Below are 21,971 nucleotides of genomic sequence, written 5' to 3'. Positions count from 1 at the left end.
TGCAGATTTAGGCACTCATGCCTTTGAAAAAAAGCGCCAAACCCGCAGTGTAAATCAAAAAGATGGCTCCGACGAGGAGGTCAGATTGTCGTTTGTGTGATACTGTTGACCGCAATTTTCGATGTAGGATAACTGCAGAAACGACTGAGCCTCCCATAACTGGAACTAGAGAGATTGGACCTTTTATACCAAACACTTGCGACAAAAGAACGCCGACTAGCATACCGGGTAGCAGGCCTTTTATCATCGAGAAAATCACTGGAAAGAAGATTACTTCAGTTTTGAGTAAACGGGGTACTCCTGATTTTTCGCCGATGAAGTAAATAATAAACCAAGCGAGCATTACCGACAAAAGGTAATAAAATAGCACTTGTTGCAAGACAACTATTGCGTTGTCCATCACCGTACCGCCTCAATCGGCCCTTCCGCACTCCCGCTGATGAACTGCTCCACATAAGGATCACCCGAGGCATCCATCTGCGCGACTGGGCCGGTCCACTGGATCACCCCATCGTGCAGCATCGCCACGTTGTCGGCAATCGCGCGGACCGAACTCATGTCGTGGGTGATGGTCATTGCGGTGGCGCCCATCTCGGTCACGATCTCTCGGATCAGGTCGTTGATGACGCCGGACATGATCGGGTCGAGGCCGGTGGTGGGTTCGTCGAAAAAGATGATCTCGGGCTCGGCGGCGATGGCGCGGGCAAGGCCCACGCGTTTTTGCATACCGCCTGACAGCTCGGCTGGAAAGCGGTCGGCGACGTTGGATTTCAGACCGACGCGGCGGAGTTTTTCGATGGCGATCTCTCGCGCTTCCTCGGTCGGGCGTTTCAGCGATCCGCGCAGCAGGCGGAAGGCGACGTTTTGCCAGACGGTCAACGAGTCAAACAAGGCCGCGCCCTGAAACAGCATGCCGAACCGGGCCAGAAACGCGTCTCGGTCACCCTTGCTGGCGTCTTTGTCGTCCACATAGATCATGCCGCTGTCGGGTTTGATCAGGCCAAGGATACATTTAAGCGCCACGGACTTACCAGTGCCCGAACCGCCGATGATGACCATCGAGGTGCCCTTTGGGATCTCAAGGTCCATTCCACGCAATACGTGGTTGTCGCCAAAGGCTTTTTGTACGTTCTCCATCCGGATCATAGCGAGAAGAATACCCCTGTGAGAACGAAGTTTGCGGCCAGGATCAGCACCGCTGCGGCCTCGACCGAGCCTTTGGTGGCGCGGCCCACGCCTTGTGCACCTCGGCCCGAACTCATGCCGTAGTAACAGCCCATGATGGCCGCGATCAGACCGAAGGCCGCGCCTTTGACCAACGACGAGACGATGTCGCGGGTTTCAAGGAAATCCACCGTGTTTTTAAGATAGGCCGCCGGGTTGAAGCCCAGGTTCTGGGTGGCAACCGTGTATCCGCCGGCAATGCCGATGACGTCACCCACAGCGACCAAAGCGGGCACGGTGATCAGGGCGGCCAGCACGCGGGGAGCGGTCAGGTATTTCATCGGGTGGGTCGACAGCGTGACCAGTGCGTCGATCTGCTCGGTCACTTTCATTGTGGCAATCTCGGCCGCGATGGACGAGGTCACGCGCGCGGCGATCATCAGACCGACCAGAACCGGGCCGAGCTCTCGCACCATGCCGATGGCAACGATTTGGGGCACCACGGCCTCGGCATTGAAACGCGCGCCACCGGCATAAATCTGCAGCGCCAGCGCGCCGCCGGTGAAGATCGCCGTCAGGCCAACCACAGGTAGAGACAGCCAGCCGATATTCAGCAGGGCCATGCCAAATTCGCGCGGATAGAAAGGTGGGCGCAAGATATGCGAGATGGCATCAAGCGCAAACAGTGCCACCCGGCCAAAGGACGCCATCAGGCCCAGTACAGCGCGACCCAGCCCCCCGAGCGTGGTCATCGGGTTCATTCGACGTAACCCCGAGAATAGCGATTGCCCATCGAAGTCAGGATTTCGTAGCCAATTGTTCCGGCAGCCTCGGCCAGATCATCGACGGTCTGATGGCCGTTGAGGATACGCAGGCGTTCCGGGTCTTTGGGCAGGTCAGTGACGTCAACCGTGATCAGGTCCATCGAAATGCGCCCGACAACCGGACAGGGCTGATTGCCCGCGAAGGTGTCGATGCCGCCCCCGATGGCACGATGCAGGCCGTCTGCATACCCCGCCGCAACGGTAGCTATACGGGATGGCCGACGCGCCACCCAGCTGTTGCCGTAACCGACAGTTTCACCCACGGCCACCTTGCGTACCTGAATGACGGGCAGATCGACTGTGACAACAGGTTTGGCGTCTGCAAAAGGCATGCCGCCATAGAGACCGATGCCCGGACGGCAGAAATCGAAATGGAACTCAGGGCCCAGAAGCGTACCGCCGGTTGCAGCCAGTGAACGTGGCGCGGTGACACCGTCAGTCATCTCGCGGAAGGTTTTCAGCTGCTGCTGGTTCATCGGATGATCCGGTTCATCCGAGCAGGCCAGATGGGACATGACGACGACGGGTTCCAGGGCCTCTGCCTTTGGGCGCAGTTCGGCCCAATCGGCGGGCTCCAGCCCCAGCCGGTTCATGCCGCTGTCCAGCTGGATGCCAAAGGGATGGTCTGGCAGTGCCTCGATATGGCGCTGGAACTGCTCGCCCGAGTTGATCAGTGGAGTCAGGTTGTTCTCGCGCAGAAGGTCGGTATCGCCCTCCATATGTCCTGAAAAGACACCGATCGTCGGGCCGGGGCCGACCGCCTGGCGAACGGCGGCGCCTTCTTCGGCGGCGGCCACAAAGAACTTACGAACACCTTCCTCGGCCAGGGTGCTACTGACGGGTCCGGCCCCCAGCCCGTAGGCATCGGCCTTGACCACAGCACCGGTTTCGACCCCGGTTTTCGCGTCGAGCGCCCGCCAATTGCTGGCGAGCGCCTGAAGATTGATCGTCAAACGTGCAGTACTCATGGCACTGTTCATGACATTGCGCCGTCCGAGGTCAAGAGGGAATGGCGCATTTACTTGGCGGTTTATGACGGTGTTTCGTTACTTGTGGCGGAAATCACCGATAAATCAGAAGAATTGGCAACCTGTCGCTGTAGTTGGGCGTTTTCGGGATTGTCTTCACATCCACGTTAAAGCGATCCTTTGAACAGGATCGTTCCGTCCCGGCGAAGATGGGGCGCAGCGTCAGATATCGAGGAAGTCATGGATTTTTCTACCGGATTGGCTCGGGGCCCGTCAGAGATCACCAATCTTTTTGCTGATGTGTTTGCTGCGTCGGAAGGACCGGAAGAGGGCGCGGTTATCGGGGCGTTCGTGCGGGAATTGCTCAACAGCACGGCACCTGAGAGTTTATTGGTGTGCACCGCACACCAGGACCGGGAATTGCTTGGCTGCGCAGTCTTTTCCCGGATGACGTTTTCTCAGGATACGCGCCAAGTGTTCATCCTGTCGCCGATGGCCGTACAAACGGGGTCTCAAAAAACAGGTGTTGGACAGGCGCTGATTTCTTTTGGTCTGGAACGTTTGCGGGCGTCGGGCGTGGATGTCGCACTGACATATGGCGATCCGGCCTATTATTGCAAAACGGGTTTTAAGCAGATCACTGCAGACATTGCACAACCGCCCCTGAAACTAAGCCATCCGCACGGTTGGCTGGGACAGGCGCTGGACGGTCGCGAACTGAAACCACTGAACGGCCCGTCGCAATGCGTTTCCGCGCTGAACAATCCGTCGCTTTGGTGAACGCGGCCGACTGTGTCAGCTTGGCCCGCGGGAATGTTTCCAACGTTTAGAACAGGGCCTGATCCATGATCGCTTTGCTGTTTCGAACATGCCGGGCCACCAGCTTTTTCTGCCGCCTGCCACTGGGGATGTAGAAGGCTGGTTTTGTTAGATGGCCGTCGCTCTGAAGTTGTGGAAACAAAGTCAATAATTCCTCACGCGCGGGCTTCGACATCGCGTTTAGTGCTTCGGGGCCGGTGAACAGGCTTTCGCTGGGTGCCCCTTCGGCATAAACGACCTCGTGCCGATCAAAAATCAAGTGGATGTAGGTCACTTCGCCTACGGTATCATCGACAAATATTCCAGGCAGTTTGGTTAGTCGAACGGCCGAGATCAGCACATCCGCCGTGCCGAACATACGCTGAGCGATTTTGGATTGTACTAGCATCCTATGTTGCCGCGACACCAGTAAGTCGCGCTTGGGCAATCCGCTTCCGAGCGCTCCCGTCAGAATACGAACTGGGCGCAGCCTGGGCTGTTTCAAGAGCTCTGCCCGCCCAATGGTGCGTGACAAGATCATCCGGACTATCTTGGCCTGTCCGCTCGCGGTCAATACAAGGCTTCCTGTTTTCAGGTCCTCTACACATACCGGACCGTCGACAGTCAATATTTGAGTTCCAGCAGTGAAACACGGCGCGCCGGGGATGGGGTTATTTTCAACGAAAAAGTTCACACCATCGGTCGAACGCAACGATGATGTATCATCGGAGCCAGTGCTGCCAACTTGTGTCGAGGTTGTACCGTCTGCCGCGCCTTCGGTTGCCGTCACTACTGCGTCGAAAGATACGAAGCTGACGACTGAATTATTCTCAACCAACGATACCGCGCCATTCCGATTGATCCTGGCCGACACCACATAATAGTCGAAATTCCCTACGGTGGTCATTGCGCCGTTGCCGACCACGTCGGTACTGCGCAACGTTCCGTCGTTGTTGTAAACTTCTACGGTCAGATCTGAAATGTCAGTTCCCGTTGGCACCCGGATTTCGATGTAATCCTGATCTGGGGGGAAATTTGGCCCGTTGCGGTACCTGATTTCGGAAATAATAGCAGGCAAGGGTGCGCGGCCTCAGTCAGTGGTTGCCAAAGAAGATGCCGGGCCATTCCGGTCAGAGCATCTTAGGTGAGGTCACAAATATAAGTATCAAATCAAAAATTGTCACGGCTTGCCGTTCACTGAAAGGCCCAGCGAAACTTCAACAGGTGAGATGGCGGTCGTTGTGAGTTAATACCCTTCGATCTCGCCACCCTGTTGCCAGGGTTTGACCAGATTTCCAAAGCGGGTGAACTGCGCTTCAAACGACAGTTCAACCGTACCGATGGGGCCGTGGCGCTGTTTGCCGACGATGACCTCGGCCTTGCCATGCAAGCGCTCCATGGCTTGCTTCCACTCTTCCATCTTTTCCAGCTCGTGATCGCCGGGCTTTTCGCGTTCTTTGTAGTACTCCTCGCGGAATACGAACATCACAACGTCGGCGTCTTGTTCGATCGAGCCCGATTCCCGCAGGTCGGACAGTTGCGGGCGTTTGTCGTCGCGGCTTTCCACCTGACGGCTCAGCTGAGACAGGGCGATAACCGGGATGTTCAGTTCCTTGGCGATGGCTTTCATGCCCATCGAAATCTCGGCAATTTCGTTGACGCGGTTGTCGGCCATGCCGCGGCACAGCTGCAAATAGTCGATCACCAGCAAGTCCAGCCCATGGGTCCGCTTCAACCGTCGCGCACGGGCGGCCAGCTGCGAAATCGGCAGGGCGGGGGTGTCGTCAATGAACAGAGGGCAAGCTTCCAGCTCCTTGGCCGCATCTACGAAACGGCGGAACTCGGCCTCGGTCATGTCACCCTGACGGATTTTATGGCTGGAGATTTCGGACGCTTCGGCCAGAACCCGGCCTGCGAGTTGTTCGGCGCTCATCTCGAGCGAGAAGAAGCCAACCACACCGCCGTCAATTGCACCTTCGCTGCCATCCGGCTTTTGCCCGCGCTTATATGCCTTGGCGACATTGAAGGCGACGTTGGTGGCAAGCGACGTCTTACCCATCGAGGGTCGCCCGGCCAGAATGATCAGGTCCGACGGGTGCAATCCGCCCAATTGCTTGTCCAGATCGGCCAGACCGGTGGAAATCCCGGCCATGCCGCCACCGCGCTGGTAGGCTTCGTTGGTGACGTTGACGGCTTCTGTGACCGCCTTGAGGAAGGACTGGAATCCTTGTTCGGTCTGGCCCTGCTCGGACAGTTGGTAAAGCTGTTGCTCGGCCTCGACGATCTGTTCTTTGGGCTCGCTCGAAACATCGACCCGCGCCGCCTTGTCCGAGATATCCCGACCCAGCCGGATCAACTCGCGCCGGATAGCAAGGTCATAAATCATCTGGGCGTAGTCATGCACCGCGAAGGCGCTGATCGAGGCCCCGGCCAGTTTCACCAGATAGGCCGGACCGCCCAGTTCCTTCAGGCCCTCGTCTTCGGCCATGAAGGATTTCAGCGTCACGGGCGAGGCCAGCGCATTCTTGGCAATGCGGTTGGCTGCGACTTCGTAAATGCGGGCATGAACCGGGTCATAGAAATGTTCGGCACCGATGATCGAGGCAACCCGATCATACAGATCGTTGTTCGTCAGGATCGCACCCAGAAGCTGCTGTTCGGCCTCGATGGAATGCGGCATGGTTTCGGCGTTCTGAATCTGTGCCGCTGCCTGCTCGATACTGCTGATCTCGTTCATTGCTGTTCTCTATGCCCCTCGGACAGAGGCCATAACGCAGCGCCCTGAGTCGGCGCAAATTGTATGTTTTCTGGGGATAGCCTGTGCATATCTTCCCACCCCATCATATTGCAGGATAGGGTGGGGGTCCGTCAACATATTGTGGATTGAGTGGCGGGGGCCTTCAGTAATGTTTCCGGTTGGGAAACGGTTTGCGTCACGTCAGCCTTTGTTTGCTTCCTGCCAATCGCGCGGGTCGTTCAGGAACGCTTCGACACCATCGAGAGTCTCTTGATCGAACGCTTTTTGTGCCTTTGCCTCGGCCAGTACGTCCCACCAAGTGCAAAGACTGTGCAGTTGCACACCGTGATCGCCCAGCGTTTTCTCGGTTTCCGGGAAGATGCCATAGTAAAAGATCACGGCTGTGTGCCCGCAGGTCGCTCCTGTCTCGCGGATCGCGTCAACGAAAGACAGTTTCGAACCACCATCGGTGGTCAGGTCCTCGACCAGAAGCACACGTTCCCCTTCGCTCATCGCGCCTTCGATGCGGGCGTTGCGGCCATAGCCCTTGGGTTTCTTGCGGACATAGGTCATCGGCAGGGCCATGCGCTCGGCCACCATGGCGGCAAAGGGGATGCCTGCGGTTTCACCACCAGCGATGTTATCGAAGGCCTCGAAACCGGCATTCCGCATCACGGTGACCGTCAGGAAATCCATCAGAGTCGAGCGGATGCGCGGGTACGAAATCAGCTTACGGCAGTCGATATAGGTTGGGCTGGGCAGTCCGCTGGCCAGCGTGAACGGTTCACGCGAATTGAAGTGAACGGCCTTGATCTCCAGCAGCATCCGCGCGGTCAGGCGGGCGATTTCGGTGCTGTCGGGAAAGGAACTGGGGATCATGGCGCAAACCTCGGGGCTGAAAACACGTTGCGGGCTGATAGCCCGACCCTTGGGCCGGAGTCGAGAGGCCCTCAAAAGAAAAGCGGACCCCAAGAGGTCCGCTTTTGCCCTTGCGGGCGATGGGCAGCCAAGGTGGGCTTAACTGCTCATGTCATAGGCCCGCTCACCATGCACCGAGAGGTCGAGGCCGTTTGTCTCGGTTTCGGCGTCTACGCGAAGCGGAGTGATGAGTGCAACCAGTTTGACCAACACAAATGTGACAACTGCCGTAAAGACACCCACGATAACCAGGCCACCTAACTGTGCGATCCATGTGCCAAGGCCAAACAGGGCAATCATGATGGTGCCGAAAATACCGCCGACGCCATGCACCGCGAACACATCCAGTGTGTCGTCGATGTTCAGCCTGTTGCGTACAATGTTGACGGCTTCCTGACACAACACGCCGGCCACCGCACCAATGATCAGGGCCTGAACCGGACCCACGAAACCCGACGCAGGTGTGATCGAGGCCAGACCTGCGATTGTGCCGGTTACGAGACCAACCATCGAGGCCTTGCCAAAGCGGATACGTTCCCACAGAGCCCAGGTCAGTGATGCGGTTGCCGCGGACAGGTGTGTGACGGTCATTGCCATCGCGGCTCCTCCGTCAGCGGCCAGTTGCGAGCCGCCGTTGAAGCCGAACCAGCCGACCCACAGCATTGCAGCGCCGATCATGACATAGCCGGGATTATGCGGAGGCGTGGTGCGATTACGCCGAGGGCCGAGGATAACGGCGATGATAAGGGCCGCCAGACCAGCGGTTTCATGCACCACGATACCGCCCGCGAAGTCACGCACACCAATTTCGCCCAGAATGCCGCCATCGGCCAGCATGCCACCGCCCCAGATCCAGTGTACCACCGGTGCATAGCAAAGCAGCATCCATAGGGACGAGAAGGTCAGGACAAAGCCAAAGCCGACACGCTCGACATAGGCGCCGACGATCAGGGCAGGGGTGATGATGGCGAACGTCATTTGAAAGGCAAAGAACAGGATCTCGGGCAGGGTTCCTGCGAGGCTGTCCACGTCGACACTATTCAGGAATGCCTTGTCCAGACCGCCCCACACGCCGCTCTCGCCAGGGCCGAAAGCGATCGAATACCCGGCGACCAGCCAAAGAACGCTCATTAAACAGGCAATGGAAAAGCAGTGCATGAACACACTGAGCACATTTCGGGCGCGTACTAGCCCGCCATAGAACAGTGCGAGCCCTGGTAAAGTCATGAAAAGGACCAGTGCAGTTGCAACAATGATCCAGGCTGTATCGGCTCCGTTCATGGCCGTTCTCCCTTCCGAATGAGTGCGCCGGTCCGTGAAAACTCGGCACGGACCGGCGCTTTGCGAGTGGTGTGGCTTGTTTCAAGCCGCCGTTGGATGGAGAAAAAAGAAGCAAGGTGAAAAAAGATGCCTGTTTTGGCGGCCTTTTTTCAACTGATGGCAAATGAAGCGATTTCAGGTGCAGCGTGCTGAAAGTTTAGGCGCTTGCGGAAAGGGCCTTGTACAGCAGGGTCAGAGCGTAGTCCCGCGCCGCGCGGCGCACGGCATCGCGACCCGGCGCGCCGAACTCAATGGTCTCGGCAAGCGTCTGCTGACCGTCGGCGGCCAGCCCGAAACACACACGTCCTTCGGGTTTGAATTCGGATCCACCCGGTCCGGCAATACCCGTAATCGAGACAGCAAGTTGCGCTTGCGAGTTGCGCAGCGCACCTTCGGCCATTTCCCGCGCTACCTCTTCAGAAACCGCGCCATGCGTGTTCAGCGTCTTTGCCAAAACGCCCAGCATGTCCTGTTTGGCTTCGTTGGTATAAGTGACGAAACCCCGATCCACGACGGCTGAGCTTCCGGGAATATCGGTCAGGGCTGCAGCGACCATGCCGCCGGTGCAGCTTTCGGCGGTGGCAATCATTACACCTAGCTCTTTGGCTTTGTTCAGCAGCTCGGTTACGGTCACAGGCCCAGAACCCCGTGTGCAATGCCTGCCAGAACCATCACTCCGATGGCCGCAAAAATGCCCGCAATCACGTCGTCCAGCATCACACCCATAGGGTCGCCGCGACGATCAGCCCAGCCGACAGGGCCGGGTTTGGTAATGTCGAACAGGCGGAACAGGATAAACCCTGCAACCCAGCCGGGCCAGAGCGCTGTGATGTCGATCCCATGTGCCCAGGACGGGTACGAAATCGCCCAAAGCGCGATGAACTGGCCCGCGACCTCATCAATGACAATCTCAGAGGGATCGTGATCGTCCTGCCCTTCGGTCATCACCCGCGTGGCCCAGAGGCCGCCGACAAAAACAGCGACCGTTGCGAACGCCAGCAGCGGAAACCCACCCAGTGTGTGCAGAACCCAGACCATCGGCAGCGCAACCAGCGACCCCCAGGTTCCGGGGGCAGGGCGCATATAACCCACACCTCCGACGGTACCGATCAATTGCGCCGCGTTCATGCCTTCACCAGACAGGCAGTGGCCAAAGAGGCGATGCCTTCGCTGCGGCCGGTAAAGCCCAGACGTTCGGATGTGGTTGCCTTGACCGACACCTGATCAGCGCGCAGCCCCATGATTTCAGAAATTTTTCCCCGCATTGCAGGCGCGTGTGGTCCGATTTTCGGGTATTCGCAGACCAATGTGCAATCGACGTTCGATATACGGTACCCCATCTGTTCGGCCAACTCGACCGCATGGCGCAGAAATATCTCGCTGGCTGCACCTTTCCATTGCGGGTCCGAAGGGGGGAAATGCTGACCGATGTCCCCCTGCGCCAAGGCGCCATAGATCGCATCGGTCACCGCGTGCATCCCGACATCGGCATCCGAGTGCCCCTGTAGTCCGCGATCATGCGGTACTTTCACCCCGCAGAGGATCACATGGTCCCCATTGCCGAAGCGGTGTACATCGTAGCCGTTGCCCAGCCTCACATCCATATCCGTTTCCATTATGCGTTCCGCCCGGGCAAAATCCTCGGGTCGGGTGATTTTCAGATTGTCCGCATCGCCCGGAACGATGCAAACGTCGAGCCCTGCGGCCCGTGCAACCTCGACATCGTCCGCAGCACCTCCCGGATGGGCCGCATGAGCGCTGGTGATGACATCGTAGTGAAACCCTTGCGGTGTCTGAGCTGCAAACAGGTTGCTGCGATCCTGCGTGCCGGTCACAACCTCTTCCTGCCCAACCCACAGGGCATCTGTCACCGCCAGACCGGGCGCCGCCGCCGGATAGGTTTCCAGGGCGCTCAGAACGTCCTGAATGATGTGGGGTGACACGCAAGGTCTCGCGACGTCATGGATCAAAACGCACTGTACATTCAGGTCCGCCAGTGCTGCCAGCCCGTTCCGCACAGAACCCGCGCGATCTGTCCCACCCGTTGCGAGGATCAGATCTGTTTCACGGAATTCTTCCCATGCCGGGGTGTCTTCATCGGACAGCACCAAGACGATGTGATTCACCTGCCCACGGAACCGATCTATGGTCCAATCAGCCACCCTTCGACCCGCAAGGTCACGCCATTGCTTCGGTACTCCACCCCCGGCGCGCAACCCACGCCCGGCGGCGACTATGATGGCGGCTGTTGTCATGTGCGCAGGCTCTCCTCGTGATGGGCTTTGTTTAGGCGTCGGTGAATGCAGAGGCAATCACCCATGATTATGTGATTAAAAAATAGGCATGTGATGATCTTGCGGGCTTGTTGCGCGCCGTTTTGTTGTTCATATGCGCCGAAACCGATATCAAATCCACAACTGCCCAAGGATTAAGCACGTTGACTTTGCACCTCGCTGACAAGGACGTAACACCGCCTGTTTTGCTGGCCCCCATGGCCGGAATCACCGATCGCCCGTTTCGCGATCTGGTGATGCGTTTTGGCGCGGGGATGGTGGTCAGCGAAATGGTTGCCAGCCAGGAGATGGTGCAAGCCAAGCCGGGCGTGCGCGAACGGGCCGAATTGTCTGCAGATGTTGAAAACACCGCCGTGCAACTGGCAGGGCGCGAGGCGCATTGGATGGCTGAGGCCGCCCGTCAGGTGGCCGACCGGGGTGCGCGGGTGATCGATATCAACATGGGGTGCCCCGCCAAGAAGGTGACGAACGGCTATTCCGGCTCGGCCCTTCTGAAAACGCCAGATCATGCGCTGACGTTAATCGAGGCTGTTGTAGACGCGGTTGACGTGCCCGTGACGCTGAAAACCCGGCTGGGATGGGACGATAATCTGCTCAATGCCCCGGACGTGGCGCGCCGCGCGCAAGAGGCGGGTATTCAGATGGTCACGATCCACGGACGCACACGCTGCCAGTTCTACAAAGGTCATGCCGATTGGAATGCAATCAGGGCTGTGAAAGAGGCAGTCTCGATCCCGGTCATTGCCAACGGAGATATCGTGAATACTGCTGCCGCGCGAACCGCGTTGAGCCAATCTGGTGCGGATGGTGTGATGGTCGGCCGTGGCGCTCAGGGCAAACCCTGGCTGTTGGCGCAGATCTGTCATGACCTCTACGGGGCGGGTGCGCCCGGCATACCTGCCGGAGAGGAATTGATCGACATGGTACGCGCGCATTATCAGGCTATGCTGGACTTCTATGGCACCGATCTGGGCCTGCGCGTCGCCCGCAAACATCTGGGGTGGTACATGGATGAGGCCGCAACCCCTGCGCCTTTGCGCCGGGCGATTCTGACCTCACGCGATCCGGCGGAAGTGCTGCGCCTGTTGGCGGAAGCGCTCAGCGATACAAGCGAGGTGGCGGCATGAATTCTGACGCCAGCATCTGGAACTCTCTACCGGTTCCGGCGTTCATCATCGATGAAAATGATCGCATTTCCGATGTGAACTCGGCGGGTGAAGGGTTTCTGAACGCCTCACGAAAATCGGTCATCAGCCACCCGGTTTGGGATCAGATTGCCGTGGATGCGCCGCTGGAAGAAGCTTTTGAGCGCGCGCGGTGGCAGGGTACGCCTTTGTTCGTGAACGATGTGGACGTGGGTTCAGGTAATCGGGCGCCGTTGCAATGCGCGTTGCAGATCGCGCCTTTGGTTGGGCATCCGGGTTCCATGATCATGATCATCTCGCCTCGTGAGCTGGCAGGTCGGATGACGCGTGGAAACACGGTCAAATCGGCGGCGCAATCGGCGATCGGCATGGCCGAGATGCTGGCGCATGAGATCAAGAACCCGTTGGCCGGGATTACCGGTGCCGCGCAATTGCTCAGCATGAATATTTCGCCGCAAGACCTTGAGCTTACTGATCTTATTGTTGCTGAAAGCCGCCGAGTTGTAAAACTTCTGGAACAAGTCGAACAATTCGGAAATCTACAGAAACCTGATTTCAAACCGGTCAATATCCACGATGTGCTGGATCGTGCAAGACGGTCCGCGTTGCTGGGATTTGGCGCAGACATGACGATCATCGAAGACTATGATCCCTCGCTGCCGCTGGCTTATGGAGACCCGGACCAGTTTCTGCAAGTGATCCTGAACCTGCTCAAAAATGCGTCCGAAGCAGCCGGGCCACAGGGCGGATCGATCCGTCTACGCACTTATTTCGAACATTCCTTCCGGCTGCGTCGCAGTGATGGGTCTGGGCATTCTCTGCCTCTGCAGATCGAGATTATCGACGATGGGCCAGGCCTGCCGGAAGACATTCGCGGCGACATTTTCGACCCGTTCGTTTCCGGCAAGGATAACGGCACCGGGCTTGGGCTGGCGCTTGTCAGTAAGATCGTCTCGGACCACGACGGGTGGATTTCGGCCGAGTCGGTGCCGGGTCAAACGGTATTCAAGCTTTCGCTGCGACGGGCGCCGCGAGACGCAATCGACGACAAGAAGGAGAGCATCTGATGGATGGCACCGTATTGGTAGCGGATGACGACCGCACGATCCGCACTGTTCTGACACAGGCCCTGACGCGCGCTGGATGTAAGGTGCACGCGACTTCATCGCTGACCACTCTGATGCGATGGGTCAGCGAGGGCAAAGGGGATGTGGTGATTTCGGACGTGGTCATGCCGGATGGAAACGGTCTGGAGATGCTGCCTAAGATCGCCGAGGACCGTCCCGGTTTGCCGGTAATAGTGATATCCGCACAAAACACCATCATGACGGCGATTCAGGCGACTGAAGCGGATGCCTACGACTATCTGCCAAAACCCTTTGATCTGCCGGATCTGATGAAACGTACGGCACGGGCTCTGGATCAGAAACAGCGCTCTCAACCAGAGCCGGTCGAAAGTGTAAGCGAGCGCCCGGAGGAGTTGCCTCTGGTCGGGCGTACACCGGTGATGCAGGCCCTGTACCGGTTGGTCGCGCGGGTGATGAACACGGATCTGTCGGTCATGATTTCTGGTGAAAGTGGCACGGGCAAGTCATTGATTGCCAGGGCTATTCACGACTTCTCTGACCGACGCACCTTGCCGTTCGTCACTGTCACCGCTGCTGATCTGCGGGATTTGGAAGGCCCGGCGCGTGTGATGGCACGGGTACGCGGCGGCACGCTGCTGATCGACGAAATCGCTGATGTCGAGGAAGAGGTTCAGGCCCGCATCGTGCGCATGATGGATACGCCTGGCGACCATGTTCCGCGTTTCATGGCCACCAGCCAATCAGACCTGACCGACGGGATGGAGAGCGGACGTATCCGTCAGGACCTATACTATCGTTTGTGTGGTGCGACGATCCACGTGCCGTCGTTGCGCGAAAGGGTGGATGATATCCCGCTGTTGGCCGAGCATTTTCTGGCGCGGGAAGAGCGGGAAAACGGAACTAAACGCTGGCTCAGCTCCGAGGCGGTGGCATTGGTACGGCGCTATTCCTGGCCCGGCAACGTACGGCAACTGGAAAACGCCGTGCGTCGGTTAGGGCTGACCAGCAGGGCGGACGAAATTTCGAAAGCCGAAGTCGAAATGGTGCTGGGCAGCCAGCCCGAGGCAGAGCCGGTTCTGAGCGGGGGGGAGCGCGAAAAACTCTCAACCTCGGTCGAGCGACATCTGCGGAGGTATTTTGATCTGCATGGCAACATTCTGCCGCCTCCGGGCCTGTATCAGCGTATTTTACGAGAAGTTGAGGCCCCGCTGATCGAAATTGCACTGGATGCGACCGGCGGAAATCAGGCGAAATGTGCCGATTTACTGGGAATCAATCGAAATACGTTGCGAAAAAAGATTACTGATCTCGATATTCAGGTGACACGCCGCCGCAAACTGATGTAATATCGCCACACAAACCGTGGCATCCCGGCATCTGTTGGGAAAAGATCACGATATATGGCGGTAAGCCGCGCAAGCGGCACATCAGGATGAGGGCAGACGGTGGCAACCCGAGCACAGAGCGGGATGATCCTATCGATTAGTCGATGGCGTAAATCACGGAAACTGCGCAATTTTGGCACTCTGGGGCTGGTCCTCATGGGGCCTGTTCTGGCGTTGGCCACTTATCTTGTCATCGGCCCCTTTGATCTTGGTGCGACGGCACCGACCCTGCGGCTGATTCTGTTGGCCGATCTTGTTTATGTTCTGGTTGTCGCGGCTCTGGTGCTCAGTCAGGTGGGTAGCCTGATAGCAGCGCGCCGGGCCAAATCGGCAGGGTCACGCCTGCATTTGCGGTTGATCGGGGCGTTTACATTGCTGGCTCTGGTCCCGACGGTTACGGTTGCGATCTTTGCTGGTCTGACGGTGAATATCGGCCTGGAGGGCTGGTTCTCGGACCGGGTTCGGCAGGTGGTGGGCTCGTCTCTGACCGCGGCCGAGGCTTATGAGCAGGAACACCATCGAGGTCTGGTGCAGGACGCGTCCGTTCTGGCGCGCTATCTGGACAATGCGCGCTCGCTTGATTTCTATATTTCCGATGCAGAACTGCGCGAAGTTCTGGCGCAGGGGCAGGCCCAGATTCAGCGGGGGCTGCGCGAAGCGTATGTCATCGACGGCGGCGGTGAAATCAAATCGCGTGGGGATCGGTCTTATCTGTTTAACTACGAAGCCCCGACTGCCGAGCAGATGGTTGAGGCCACAGACAAGGGTCTGCTGATCATCGCCGACTGGCCCAACAATGAGTTCCGCGCGCTGGTACCTCTTACAGCCTATCTGGACCGTTACCTCTATGTCAGCCGCGAAGTGGACGGGCAGCTTTTGACGCTGCTGGATGACACCAAGGAAACGGCGCAATTCTATCAGCAACTGGAAAGTGAACGGGGCAGGGTGCTGTTTGAGTTCGGCCTGCTCTATCTGGGTTTTGCACTGATCCTGATCTTAGCGGCGATGTCTTTAGGCATGTGGTTTGCCGAACGGCTGTCGCGTCCTGTGGGGCGCCTGACCACCGCGGCACAAAGGGTCGGAGCCGGTGACCTGAGCGTTCAGGTTATCGAAGAGGCCAGCGACGACGAAATCGCGATGCTGGGCCGATACTTCAACCAGATGACCCGGCAGTTGAAAGGTCAGCGGGACACACTGCTGGAGAACACGCAGCAGATCGAAAGTCGGCGCCGTCTGTTTGACTCGGTGCTCAGCTCGGTTACGTCAGGTGTTGTCGGTGTAGACCCCGAAGGCTGTATCACGTTCGTCAACCGCTCGGCCGAGCGGTTGTTGGATTGGTCCCGGGGTGAGCAGCATCTGGCCATTGGCATTGCGGTACCGGAATTTCTGCCGTTGTTCGAAAGCCTGAAAGAAAGTGGGCAAGAGGCCGTTCAGGGGGAAATCAAGGTGACCCGTAAAGGGCGGCTTGAGAATCTTTTAGTCCGAATGGCTATCCGTCGCGGAGAAGATGGAGGCCTGGAAGGTTATGTGGTTGCATTTGATGACGTAACCGATCTGGTCAGTGCCCAACGGATGGCGGCGTGGGGTGACGTGGCGCGTCGCATCGCACATGAGATCAAGAACCCTCTGACACCGATCCAGCTGAGTGCGGAGCGGATCAAGCGCAAGTTCTCGCGCAAGTTGGACGAAGAAGACAGCGGCAGTCTGGATTCGATGACGAACGTGATCGTGCGGCAGACCAACGATCTGCGTCGCATCGTTGACGAATTCTCGAAATTTGCGCGGATGCCGGAACCTGAACGCCGGGAAGAAAACCTGGTTGATCTTGTGCGTGAGGCGGTCCTTCTGCAACAGGCCGGGCAGCCGGAGGTGCAGATCGACGCCGATTTGCCGCAGCAGCCGATCATGGCCGATGTGGATGCAACTATGCTGAATCAGGCGTTAACAAATCTAATCAAGAATGCCGGAGAAGCAATTGTAACCCTTAAAGAAAAAGGGGCTCCGGAAAGCCTCAGACCGCAGATCAAAGTGGTGGTTTCCAGTGATGACGCGGGTACGGTCATTACCATTGCAGATAACGGGATCGGTCTGCCCGAGGATCGGGCGCGACTGTTTGAACCCTATGTAACCACACGCGACGAAGGGACCGGGCTGGGCCTGCCCATCGTCAAGAAGATCATTGAAGAGCATGGCGGCGCGCTGACCCTCGAAGATGCGCCCGTATTTGACGGACAGGACCATTTTGGCGCGATGGCTGTGATCCGTCTGCCGGGGACCAGTATCTCCCCAACCGCAGCGCCACAGAAGCAGGCAATTAGAACCAACAAACTGAAAGCAGGCCAAAGATGAGTGACATTCTGATCGTAGATGACGAACGCGATATTCGCGAACTGGTGTCCGACATTCTGGAGGACGAAGGTTATTCAACCCGACTGGCGGCCAACTCGGACGAGTGCATGGCGTCAATCAATTCCGAGCCGCCGGGGCTGTTGATCCTTGATATCTGGCTGAAAGACAGCCGGATGGACGGGATCGATATTCTGAAAGCGGTTAAACGCGACAACCCGGATGTGCCGGTTGTAATCATATCGGGCCACGGCAATATCGAAATCGCCGTCGCTGCAATCAAGCAGGGCGCATATGATTTTATCGAAAAGCCGTTTAATATTGATCAGTTGATGGTGGTGATCCGCCGCGCGATGGAGACCTCTCGCCTGCGGCGCGAGAACGCGTCTCTGAAGCGGAAAGAAGTCAACAATTCAGATATGATCGGCAAGTCCGCCTCGTTCCGGGCCATGCAGGGGCAGTTGGACAAGGTGACCAAGTCTAACGGTCGCGTCATGCTGAGCGGTCCTGCCGGGTCGGGCAAGGAAATTGCAGCGCGCTATATCCACGCCCACTCCAACCGTGCCAACGCGCCTTTTGTCACCGTAAACTGTGCCGGAATCGAACCGGAACGTGTGGAAGAGGTTCTGTTTGGTCGGGAAACGGCGGAACGCGGTGTGGAATCCGGGTTGCTGGAAGAGGCACACGGTGGCGTGGTCTATTTTGACGAAGTCGCCGACATGCCCCTTGGCACACAATCCAAAATCCTGCGAGTGCTGGTGGATCAGCAATTCCAGCGCGTTGGCGGAAGTGACAAGGTGCGCGTGGATCTTCGTGTGATCTCATCCACGAACAGGGATCTTGATGAGGAAATCGTTGCCGAACGGTTTCGGGAAGAGTTGTACCACCGTTTGAATGTTGTGCCGATTGCCGTTCCTTCATTGGAAGACCGTCGCGAAGATATTCCGGTTCTGGCGCAGCATTTCATTGAGATGTGCAACGAAACCCAAGGTTTGCCGATCCGGGAGTTATCGGAAGAGGCAGTTGCGCTGCTGCAAACGATGACCTGGCCCGGAAATGTTCGCCAGCTTAAGAACCTTGTTGAGCGTGTTCTGATCCTGGGCGATGGGTCCGGCCCGATTGAGGCGCGCGAGTTGCCCAGCGAGGAGGAAAAAGCGGAAGAGTCCGGTCGCGTTGTGTTGTCGGGTGCATTGGCCACCTTGCCGTTGCGCGAAGCCCGCGAAGCGTTCGAACGAGAGTATCTGCTGACTCAGATCAACCGATTTGGCGGCAATATCAGCCGTACGGCCAGCTTTGTGGGTATGGAACGCAGCGCTCTGCATCGGAAGTTGAAGTCGCTGGGTGTGGTAACTTCGAACAAATCCGGCGCGCGGGTCGCACAAATCGATGAACCTGAACCGGCAGAGTAATCTGCCGGTCGGACGATCTCAGTCAGGGCCTGACCCATTTCGCTGGGGCAGGCCGTGTACTACGCGGATAGGATCAGAAATCAGCCTGCCTGACCGGGCGTTATGATCTGAAATGAGCCATCATCGAATTTCACAAAACACGAGGCGCTATTCAGCGGCGGCAACGTGGTGGTTCGCGTCGCAGGTACTCTGGATTTGACGTTCTGCTTGCATGGCGGCAAGCTGACAGGCCGAAATCCCTTTTGCGCCATACATTGCGCTTCGACTGTGTTGCGCAGGCCCTGGTTCACATCCACGGTATAGACCCTGCCGGGCTGCCACCAGCCGGGTGATCGATAGCACCGGCCTCTGCCATCGCAATAGGTACGCCCCGGCCAGTAAGTTGGCGGGCTTTGGCGGATCTGATTGGCAACCGGAACCTCTTTGACCGCCTTGAGCTGGCACTGAGTGGTTTCTTTTTGCAGACGAGACACGGTTTCACCCTCGCGATAATAGAGCGAGAGTGGTCCGCATGAAGACAGCACCATCAAAGGCAAAAGCATAGGAAACAGCGTTTTCATATGCTTATCTTGCCGCAGCTGGACCGCGATGACAATTCAATTGACCGTTCTGGGGGCATCTGTCATTCAATCCTTTCAGGCAGAAGGGCCAGAAACATGAAGGTCATTATTTGCGGCGCGGGTCAGGTCGGCTGGCAGATCGCGCGGCATCTTTCGGGCGAGCTGAATGACGTTACCGTCGTGGATAACAATCCCGACCTTGTAAGGCGGGCGACGGAAACGCTGGATGTACAGGGGATCGCCGGGTTTGCAAGTTACCCGGATGTGCTGGAACGGGCAGGGGCCCGTGACGCCGATATGATCATTGCCGCGACCCATTCGGACGAGGTGAATATGGTCACCTGCCAGATGGCGCACTCGGTCTTTTCGATTCAGCGCAAGATCGCACGCCTGCGGTCGAAATCCTATCTTGAGGCGATTCATTCGGACCTGTACCGCCGCGATCATCTGCCGATTGATGTGGTGATCAGCCCCGAACGCGAAGTGGCCGCCGCCGCTATGCGCCGCCTGTCAGCCCCTTCTGCTTTTGACACCGAAATCTTCATGGATGAGAAGGCTCAGCTGCTTGGCGTTCGGGTGGAAGAGGATTGTCCGATTGTGAACACGCCGCTGCGGCAGCTGACAGATCTGTTCTCGACCCTCAGTTCGATTGTGGTCGGGGTCCGTCGAGACGGAACGCTGTTTGCGCCCGAATCCGAGGATCAGCTGTTCGTGGGCGATGAATGCTATGTCTTTACCAACGTGAAAGACGTGGATCGCACCATGGAAGTGTTCGGCAAAGCACAGAAGCGGCAGGACCGCGTGGTGATCGTCGGGGGCGGAAATGTCGGGCTGGAAGTGGCCAGAACGCTGGAAGAGCGCGAAAGCCGTGTGCGCGCCAAGATTATCGAACGCGACCGTCATTGTGCAGAGGTCGCTGCCGAAGCTCTGGAGCGGACGATTGTGCTGCATGGTGACGGGCTGGATTCCGGATTGCTGAGCGAAGCAGGGATCGAGCGGGCCGATGCGATGCTGGCAGTTACCGATGACGACCGCACGAACATGCTAGCCGCGGTTCGTGCCAAAGCTGAAGGCTGTGCGCTGGCAATCGCGTTGATCAACGATCCCAGCATGGTGGCCCTGATGGGACCTTTGGGGATCGACGCGTATATCAACCCGCGTGCGACAACCGTCAGCTCGATCCTGCGGCACATTCGTCATGGGCGGGTGCGTCAGGTCTATTCAATCGGGGATGCCGAGGCCGAAGTGATCGAAGCGGAGGTCCTGTCAACCTCGCCTATGGCCGGGCAGCGGCTGCGCGATATCGACTTCCCCGAGGGAGTGCTGGTGGGCGCGGTGCGCAAAGGAGACGAAGTTCTGCGACCGACGGGCAGCCTCAGGATTGATGAAAAGGATGTGGTCGCAATCTTTGCCATGGCCAAGGATGTGCCCGAGGTCGAGCGCCTGATGCAGGTTTCAATCGATTTCTTCTGATGGCGCGGGCAGAGACACAACAGTTCGGGCTTTTGCGGCGGTTGCCGCTGTTTCTACTGATCTGGGGTATTGCGTCGCTGGCCATGTGGATTCCGGCGATTTATGCGCTGGCGCTGGACGACCACTCAACGTCGAGGTCCTTCCTTTACTCGGGACTTTTGGGGCTTTTTCTGGTTGCCACAATTGCAATGGCGTCGTCCAACCGCGTTCCGCGGCGGGGGACTTTGGGGCAGTTGGCGGTGATGCTGGGATGTTTCACCATCCTTCCCATCTTTCTGGCGATTCCGTTTCACGACGCGCTTGGAACGACCATCTTTCTTAACGCCTACTTCGATATGGTCAGTGCCCTGACGACCACAGGGGCGGATCTGTTTCCGGATCCGGACCGTTTGTCGGCGCCGCTGCATCTGTGGCGCGCTTTGGTCGGTTGGATGGGGGGCTTGTTGATGTGGGTCGCCGCCGCCGCGATCCTTGCCCCGTTGTCACTCGGCGGGTTCGAAGTCACTGCCAAAGGTCAACCCGGGCGCCCGGTGTCAGGCGTTGCACAGAGTGAACGTGCGGATCCGCGTGGTCGCCTGATCCGTGTCGCGAAGACACTGACGCCCGTTTATGTCGGGTTGACTGCGGTGATCTGGGTTCTTCTGCTGATCGCCGGTGAAATCGGTCTGACGGCTGTGTGCCATGCGATGGCAGTCATGGCCACGTCCGGCATCTCGCCGGTCGGGGGCATGGAAGGGGCGCAGGCTGGTTTTACAGGCGAAGCCATCCTGTTTCTGTTCCTGTTCTTTGCTCTCTCGCGCCTGACTTTTTCGAAGGATACCGCGACAACAGGCTATTCCCGTCTGGATACGGACCCAGAGTTTCGCATCGGTCTGATGATTGTCCTGGCTGTCGCAATCCTGTTGTTCTTCCGGGTTGTTGCGGGCGTGACGGAAATCGGTGGTCAAATGGAACCATTGCAGGCCTTGCAGGTCATTTGGGGGATGCTGTTCACCGTTCTCGCCTTTTTGACGACGGCCGGGTTCGAAAGCGCGAACTGGAACGACGCGCAGCAACTGTCGGGCCTGGGAACGCCCGGTTTGCTATTGATGGGGCTGGCTCTGATTGGCGGCGGGGTCGCCACCACGGCCGGAGGTGTCAAACTGTTGCGGGTTTTCGCCCTGTATCTGAATGGCGCACGTGAGATTGATCGACTGATCTACCCATCGTCCATCAGCGGAGCAGGGGGCGGAAATCGGCGTATTCAAAGCGGCGGGGCCTTTATTGCCTGGATCTTCCTGATGCTGTTTGCGCTGACTCTGGCGGTGTTCAACCTTCTGCTGGCAGCGATGGGGTCCGGGTTCGAACAGGCCATGGTGCTGAGCGTGGCCACGCTCAGCACGACTGGGCCGTTGATCGATCTGGCCACAGATGTTCCAATTCGCCTGATCGACCTGCCTGCCGGTGCCAAACTGACACTTTGCGCGGCTATGGTTATTGGTCGTTTGGAAACACTGGCGATTATTGCCTTGATTACACCTTCGCTGTGGCGAGATTGATGCG

General features: G+C 58.0%; 20 protein-coding genes. 8 read left to right on the top strand and 12 right to left on the bottom strand.

What is annotated here, in order from left to right; translation table 11 throughout:
* Positions 1-7: 7 nt before the first annotated feature.
* Genes ACR0K5_RS07735 through alr form a run of 4 tightly spaced genes read right to left on the bottom strand, consistent with a single transcriptional unit; the run spans position 8 to position 2,956 of the window.
* Positions 8-400 carry a hypothetical protein gene (locus tag ACR0K5_RS07735; RefSeq protein ID WP_480629121.1) on the bottom strand — a complete coding sequence of 131 codons (393 nt, stop codon included), beginning with the start codon at positions 398-400 and terminating at the stop codon, positions 8-10.
* Positions 400-1,146 (bottom strand): ABC transporter ATP-binding protein, encoded by a 747-nt coding sequence (locus ACR0K5_RS07730; RefSeq protein WP_480629120.1) that lies wholly within the window; start codon positions 1,144-1,146, stop codon positions 400-402. Before ACR0K5_RS07730 ends, ACR0K5_RS07735 begins: the two co-directional genes overlap by 1 nt.
* On the bottom strand, positions 1,143-1,925 hold the full coding sequence (locus ACR0K5_RS07725; protein WP_480629119.1) for an MlaE family ABC transporter permease: 783 nt from the start codon (positions 1,923-1,925) through the stop codon (positions 1,143-1,145). Before ACR0K5_RS07725 ends, ACR0K5_RS07730 begins: the two co-directional genes overlap by 4 nt.
* Positions 1,922-2,956, bottom strand: a complete 1,035-nt coding sequence (alr, locus tag ACR0K5_RS07720; protein WP_480629118.1) for an alanine racemase — start codon at positions 2,954-2,956, stop codon at positions 1,922-1,924. The genes ACR0K5_RS07725 and alr overlap by 4 nt, the downstream gene beginning before the upstream one ends.
* A 240-nt stretch (positions 2,957-3,196) precedes the next feature.
* Here alr and ACR0K5_RS07715 point away from each other — a divergent pair, with 240 nt between their 5' ends.
* The gene (locus tag ACR0K5_RS07715) at positions 3,197-3,736 is read left to right on the top strand and encodes a GNAT family N-acetyltransferase (RefSeq protein ID WP_480629117.1); all 540 of its coding nucleotides are present in this window, start codon (positions 3,197-3,199) and stop codon (positions 3,734-3,736) included.
* Positions 3,737-3,782: 46 nt separating this feature from the next.
* Here ACR0K5_RS07715 and ACR0K5_RS07710 read toward each other — a convergent pair whose 3' ends face one another.
* From ACR0K5_RS07710 to ACR0K5_RS07680, 7 genes are all read right to left on the bottom strand, one after another.
* Positions 3,783-4,832: a Hint domain-containing protein gene (locus ACR0K5_RS07710; protein WP_480629116.1), complete on the bottom strand. Its 1,050-nt coding sequence runs from the start codon at positions 4,830-4,832 to the stop codon at positions 3,783-3,785.
* A gap of 168 nt (positions 4,833-5,000) precedes the next feature.
* Entirely contained in the window at positions 5,001-6,491 is a 1,491-nt protein-coding gene (locus ACR0K5_RS07705; protein WP_480629115.1) for a replicative DNA helicase, read from the bottom strand.
* Positions 6,492-6,692: 201 nt separating this feature from the next.
* Positions 6,693-7,370, bottom strand: a complete 678-nt coding sequence (locus ACR0K5_RS07700; RefSeq protein WP_480629114.1) for an orotate phosphoribosyltransferase — start codon at positions 7,368-7,370, stop codon at positions 6,693-6,695.
* A 138-nt stretch (positions 7,371-7,508) separates the two neighbouring features.
* A complete protein-coding gene (locus ACR0K5_RS07695; RefSeq protein WP_480629113.1) occupies positions 7,509-8,690 on the bottom strand; it encodes an ammonium transporter in 1,182 nt (393 codons plus the stop codon).
* A 196-nt stretch (positions 8,691-8,886) separates the two neighbouring features.
* Complete coding sequence (locus tag ACR0K5_RS07690; protein WP_480629112.1) at positions 8,887-9,363, bottom strand: CinA family protein; 477 nt, start codon at positions 9,361-9,363, stop codon at positions 8,887-8,889.
* Complete coding sequence (locus ACR0K5_RS07685) at positions 9,360-9,857, bottom strand: phosphatidylglycerophosphatase A family protein (RefSeq protein WP_480629111.1); 498 nt, start codon at positions 9,855-9,857, stop codon at positions 9,360-9,362. Before ACR0K5_RS07685 ends, ACR0K5_RS07690 begins: the two co-directional genes overlap by 4 nt.
* Positions 9,854-10,984, bottom strand: a complete 1,131-nt coding sequence (locus ACR0K5_RS07680; protein WP_480629110.1) for a bifunctional 2-C-methyl-D-erythritol 4-phosphate cytidylyltransferase/2-C-methyl-D-erythritol 2,4-cyclodiphosphate synthase — start codon at positions 10,982-10,984, stop codon at positions 9,854-9,856. The genes ACR0K5_RS07685 and ACR0K5_RS07680 overlap by 4 nt, the downstream gene beginning before the upstream one ends.
* Positions 10,985-11,166: 182 nt before the next feature.
* Here ACR0K5_RS07680 and dusB point away from each other — a divergent pair, with 182 nt between their 5' ends.
* The 5 genes from dusB (at position 11,167) to ntrX (ending at position 18,396) form a co-directional block, all read left to right on the top strand.
* Entirely contained in the window at positions 11,167-12,150 is a 984-nt protein-coding gene (dusB, locus tag ACR0K5_RS07675) for a tRNA dihydrouridine synthase DusB (RefSeq protein ID WP_480629109.1), read from the top strand.
* Positions 12,147-13,235, top strand: a complete 1,089-nt coding sequence (locus tag ACR0K5_RS07670) for a two-component system sensor histidine kinase NtrB (protein WP_480629108.1) — start codon at positions 12,147-12,149, stop codon at positions 13,233-13,235. Before dusB ends, ACR0K5_RS07670 begins: the two co-directional genes overlap by 4 nt.
* Complete coding sequence (locus ACR0K5_RS07665; RefSeq protein WP_480629107.1) at positions 13,235-14,602, top strand: response regulator; 1,368 nt, start codon at positions 13,235-13,237, stop codon at positions 14,600-14,602. Before ACR0K5_RS07670 ends, ACR0K5_RS07665 begins: the two co-directional genes overlap by 1 nt.
* Positions 14,603-14,725: 123 nt before the next feature.
* A complete protein-coding gene (locus tag ACR0K5_RS07660; RefSeq protein WP_480629106.1) occupies positions 14,726-16,990 on the top strand; it encodes a sensor histidine kinase NtrY-like in 2,265 nt (754 codons plus the stop codon).
* On the top strand, positions 16,987-18,396 hold the full coding sequence (gene ntrX, locus ACR0K5_RS07655) for a nitrogen assimilation response regulator NtrX (RefSeq protein ID WP_480629105.1): 1,410 nt from the start codon (positions 16,987-16,989) through the stop codon (positions 18,394-18,396). Before ACR0K5_RS07660 ends, ntrX begins: the two co-directional genes overlap by 4 nt.
* 80 nt (positions 18,397-18,476) lie before the next feature.
* On the opposite strand, the gene ACR0K5_RS07650 is transcribed toward ntrX, so the two are convergent.
* The gene (locus ACR0K5_RS07650; RefSeq protein ID WP_480629104.1) at positions 18,477-18,956 is read right to left on the bottom strand and encodes a hypothetical protein; all 480 of its coding nucleotides are present in this window, start codon (positions 18,954-18,956) and stop codon (positions 18,477-18,479) included.
* Between the two features lie 96 nt (positions 18,957-19,052).
* Here ACR0K5_RS07650 and trkA point away from each other — a divergent pair, with 96 nt between their 5' ends.
* Together trkA and ACR0K5_RS07640 are read left to right on the top strand one after the other, a co-directional pair.
* Positions 19,053-20,429, top strand: a complete 1,377-nt coding sequence (gene trkA / locus ACR0K5_RS07645; protein ID WP_480629103.1) for a Trk system potassium transporter TrkA — start codon at positions 19,053-19,055, stop codon at positions 20,427-20,429.
* Positions 20,429-21,967 carry a TrkH family potassium uptake protein gene (locus tag ACR0K5_RS07640; protein ID WP_480629102.1) on the top strand — a complete coding sequence of 513 codons (1,539 nt, stop codon included), beginning with the start codon at positions 20,429-20,431 and terminating at the stop codon, positions 21,965-21,967. Before trkA ends, ACR0K5_RS07640 begins: the two co-directional genes overlap by 1 nt.
* Positions 21,968-21,971: the final 4 nt, after the last annotated feature.

The sequence above is a fragment of the Ruegeria sp. AB9 genome, from assembly GCF_056542585.1.
This window is presented reverse-complemented; position numbering and strand designations above follow the sequence as displayed.

Coding starts and splice junctions, on each gene's coding strand:
- trkA (WP_480629103.1), top strand. CDS start 19,053: ATGAAGGTCATTATTTGCGGCGCGGGTCAGGTCGGCTGGCAGATCGCG.
- ACR0K5_RS07665 (WP_480629107.1), top strand. CDS start 13,235: ATGGATGGCACCGTATTGGTAGCGGATGACGACCGCACGATCCGCACT.
- ACR0K5_RS07730 (WP_480629120.1), bottom strand. CDS start 1,146: ATGATCCGGATGGAGAACGTACAAAAAGCCTTTGGCGACAACCACGTA.
- ACR0K5_RS07670 (WP_480629108.1), top strand. CDS start 12,147: ATGAATTCTGACGCCAGCATCTGGAACTCTCTACCGGTTCCGGCGTTC.
- ACR0K5_RS07700 (WP_480629114.1), bottom strand. CDS start 7,370: ATGATCCCCAGTTCCTTTCCCGACAGCACCGAAATCGCCCGCCTGACC.
- ACR0K5_RS07660 (WP_480629106.1), top strand. CDS start 14,726: ATGATCCTATCGATTAGTCGATGGCGTAAATCACGGAAACTGCGCAAT.
- alr (WP_480629118.1), bottom strand. CDS start 2,956: ATGAGTACTGCACGTTTGACGATCAATCTTCAGGCGCTCGCCAGCAAT.
- ACR0K5_RS07680 (WP_480629110.1), bottom strand. CDS start 10,984: ATGACAACAGCCGCCATCATAGTCGCCGCCGGGCGTGGGTTGCGCGCC.
- ACR0K5_RS07705 (WP_480629115.1), bottom strand. CDS start 6,491: ATGAACGAGATCAGCAGTATCGAGCAGGCAGCGGCACAGATTCAGAAC.
- ACR0K5_RS07650 (WP_480629104.1), bottom strand. CDS start 18,956: ATGAAAACGCTGTTTCCTATGCTTTTGCCTTTGATGGTGCTGTCTTCA.
- ntrX (WP_480629105.1), top strand. CDS start 16,987: ATGAGTGACATTCTGATCGTAGATGACGAACGCGATATTCGCGAACTG.
- ACR0K5_RS07640 (WP_480629102.1), top strand. CDS start 20,429: ATGGCGCGGGCAGAGACACAACAGTTCGGGCTTTTGCGGCGGTTGCCG.
- ACR0K5_RS07735 (WP_480629121.1), bottom strand. CDS start 400: ATGGACAACGCAATAGTTGTCTTGCAACAAGTGCTATTTTATTACCTT.
- ACR0K5_RS07695 (WP_480629113.1), bottom strand. CDS start 8,690: ATGAACGGAGCCGATACAGCCTGGATCATTGTTGCAACTGCACTGGTC.
- ACR0K5_RS07725 (WP_480629119.1), bottom strand. CDS start 1,925: ATGAACCCGATGACCACGCTCGGGGGGCTGGGTCGCGCTGTACTGGGC.
- ACR0K5_RS07715 (WP_480629117.1), top strand. CDS start 3,197: ATGGATTTTTCTACCGGATTGGCTCGGGGCCCGTCAGAGATCACCAAT.
- ACR0K5_RS07685 (WP_480629111.1), bottom strand. CDS start 9,857: ATGAACGCGGCGCAATTGATCGGTACCGTCGGAGGTGTGGGTTATATG.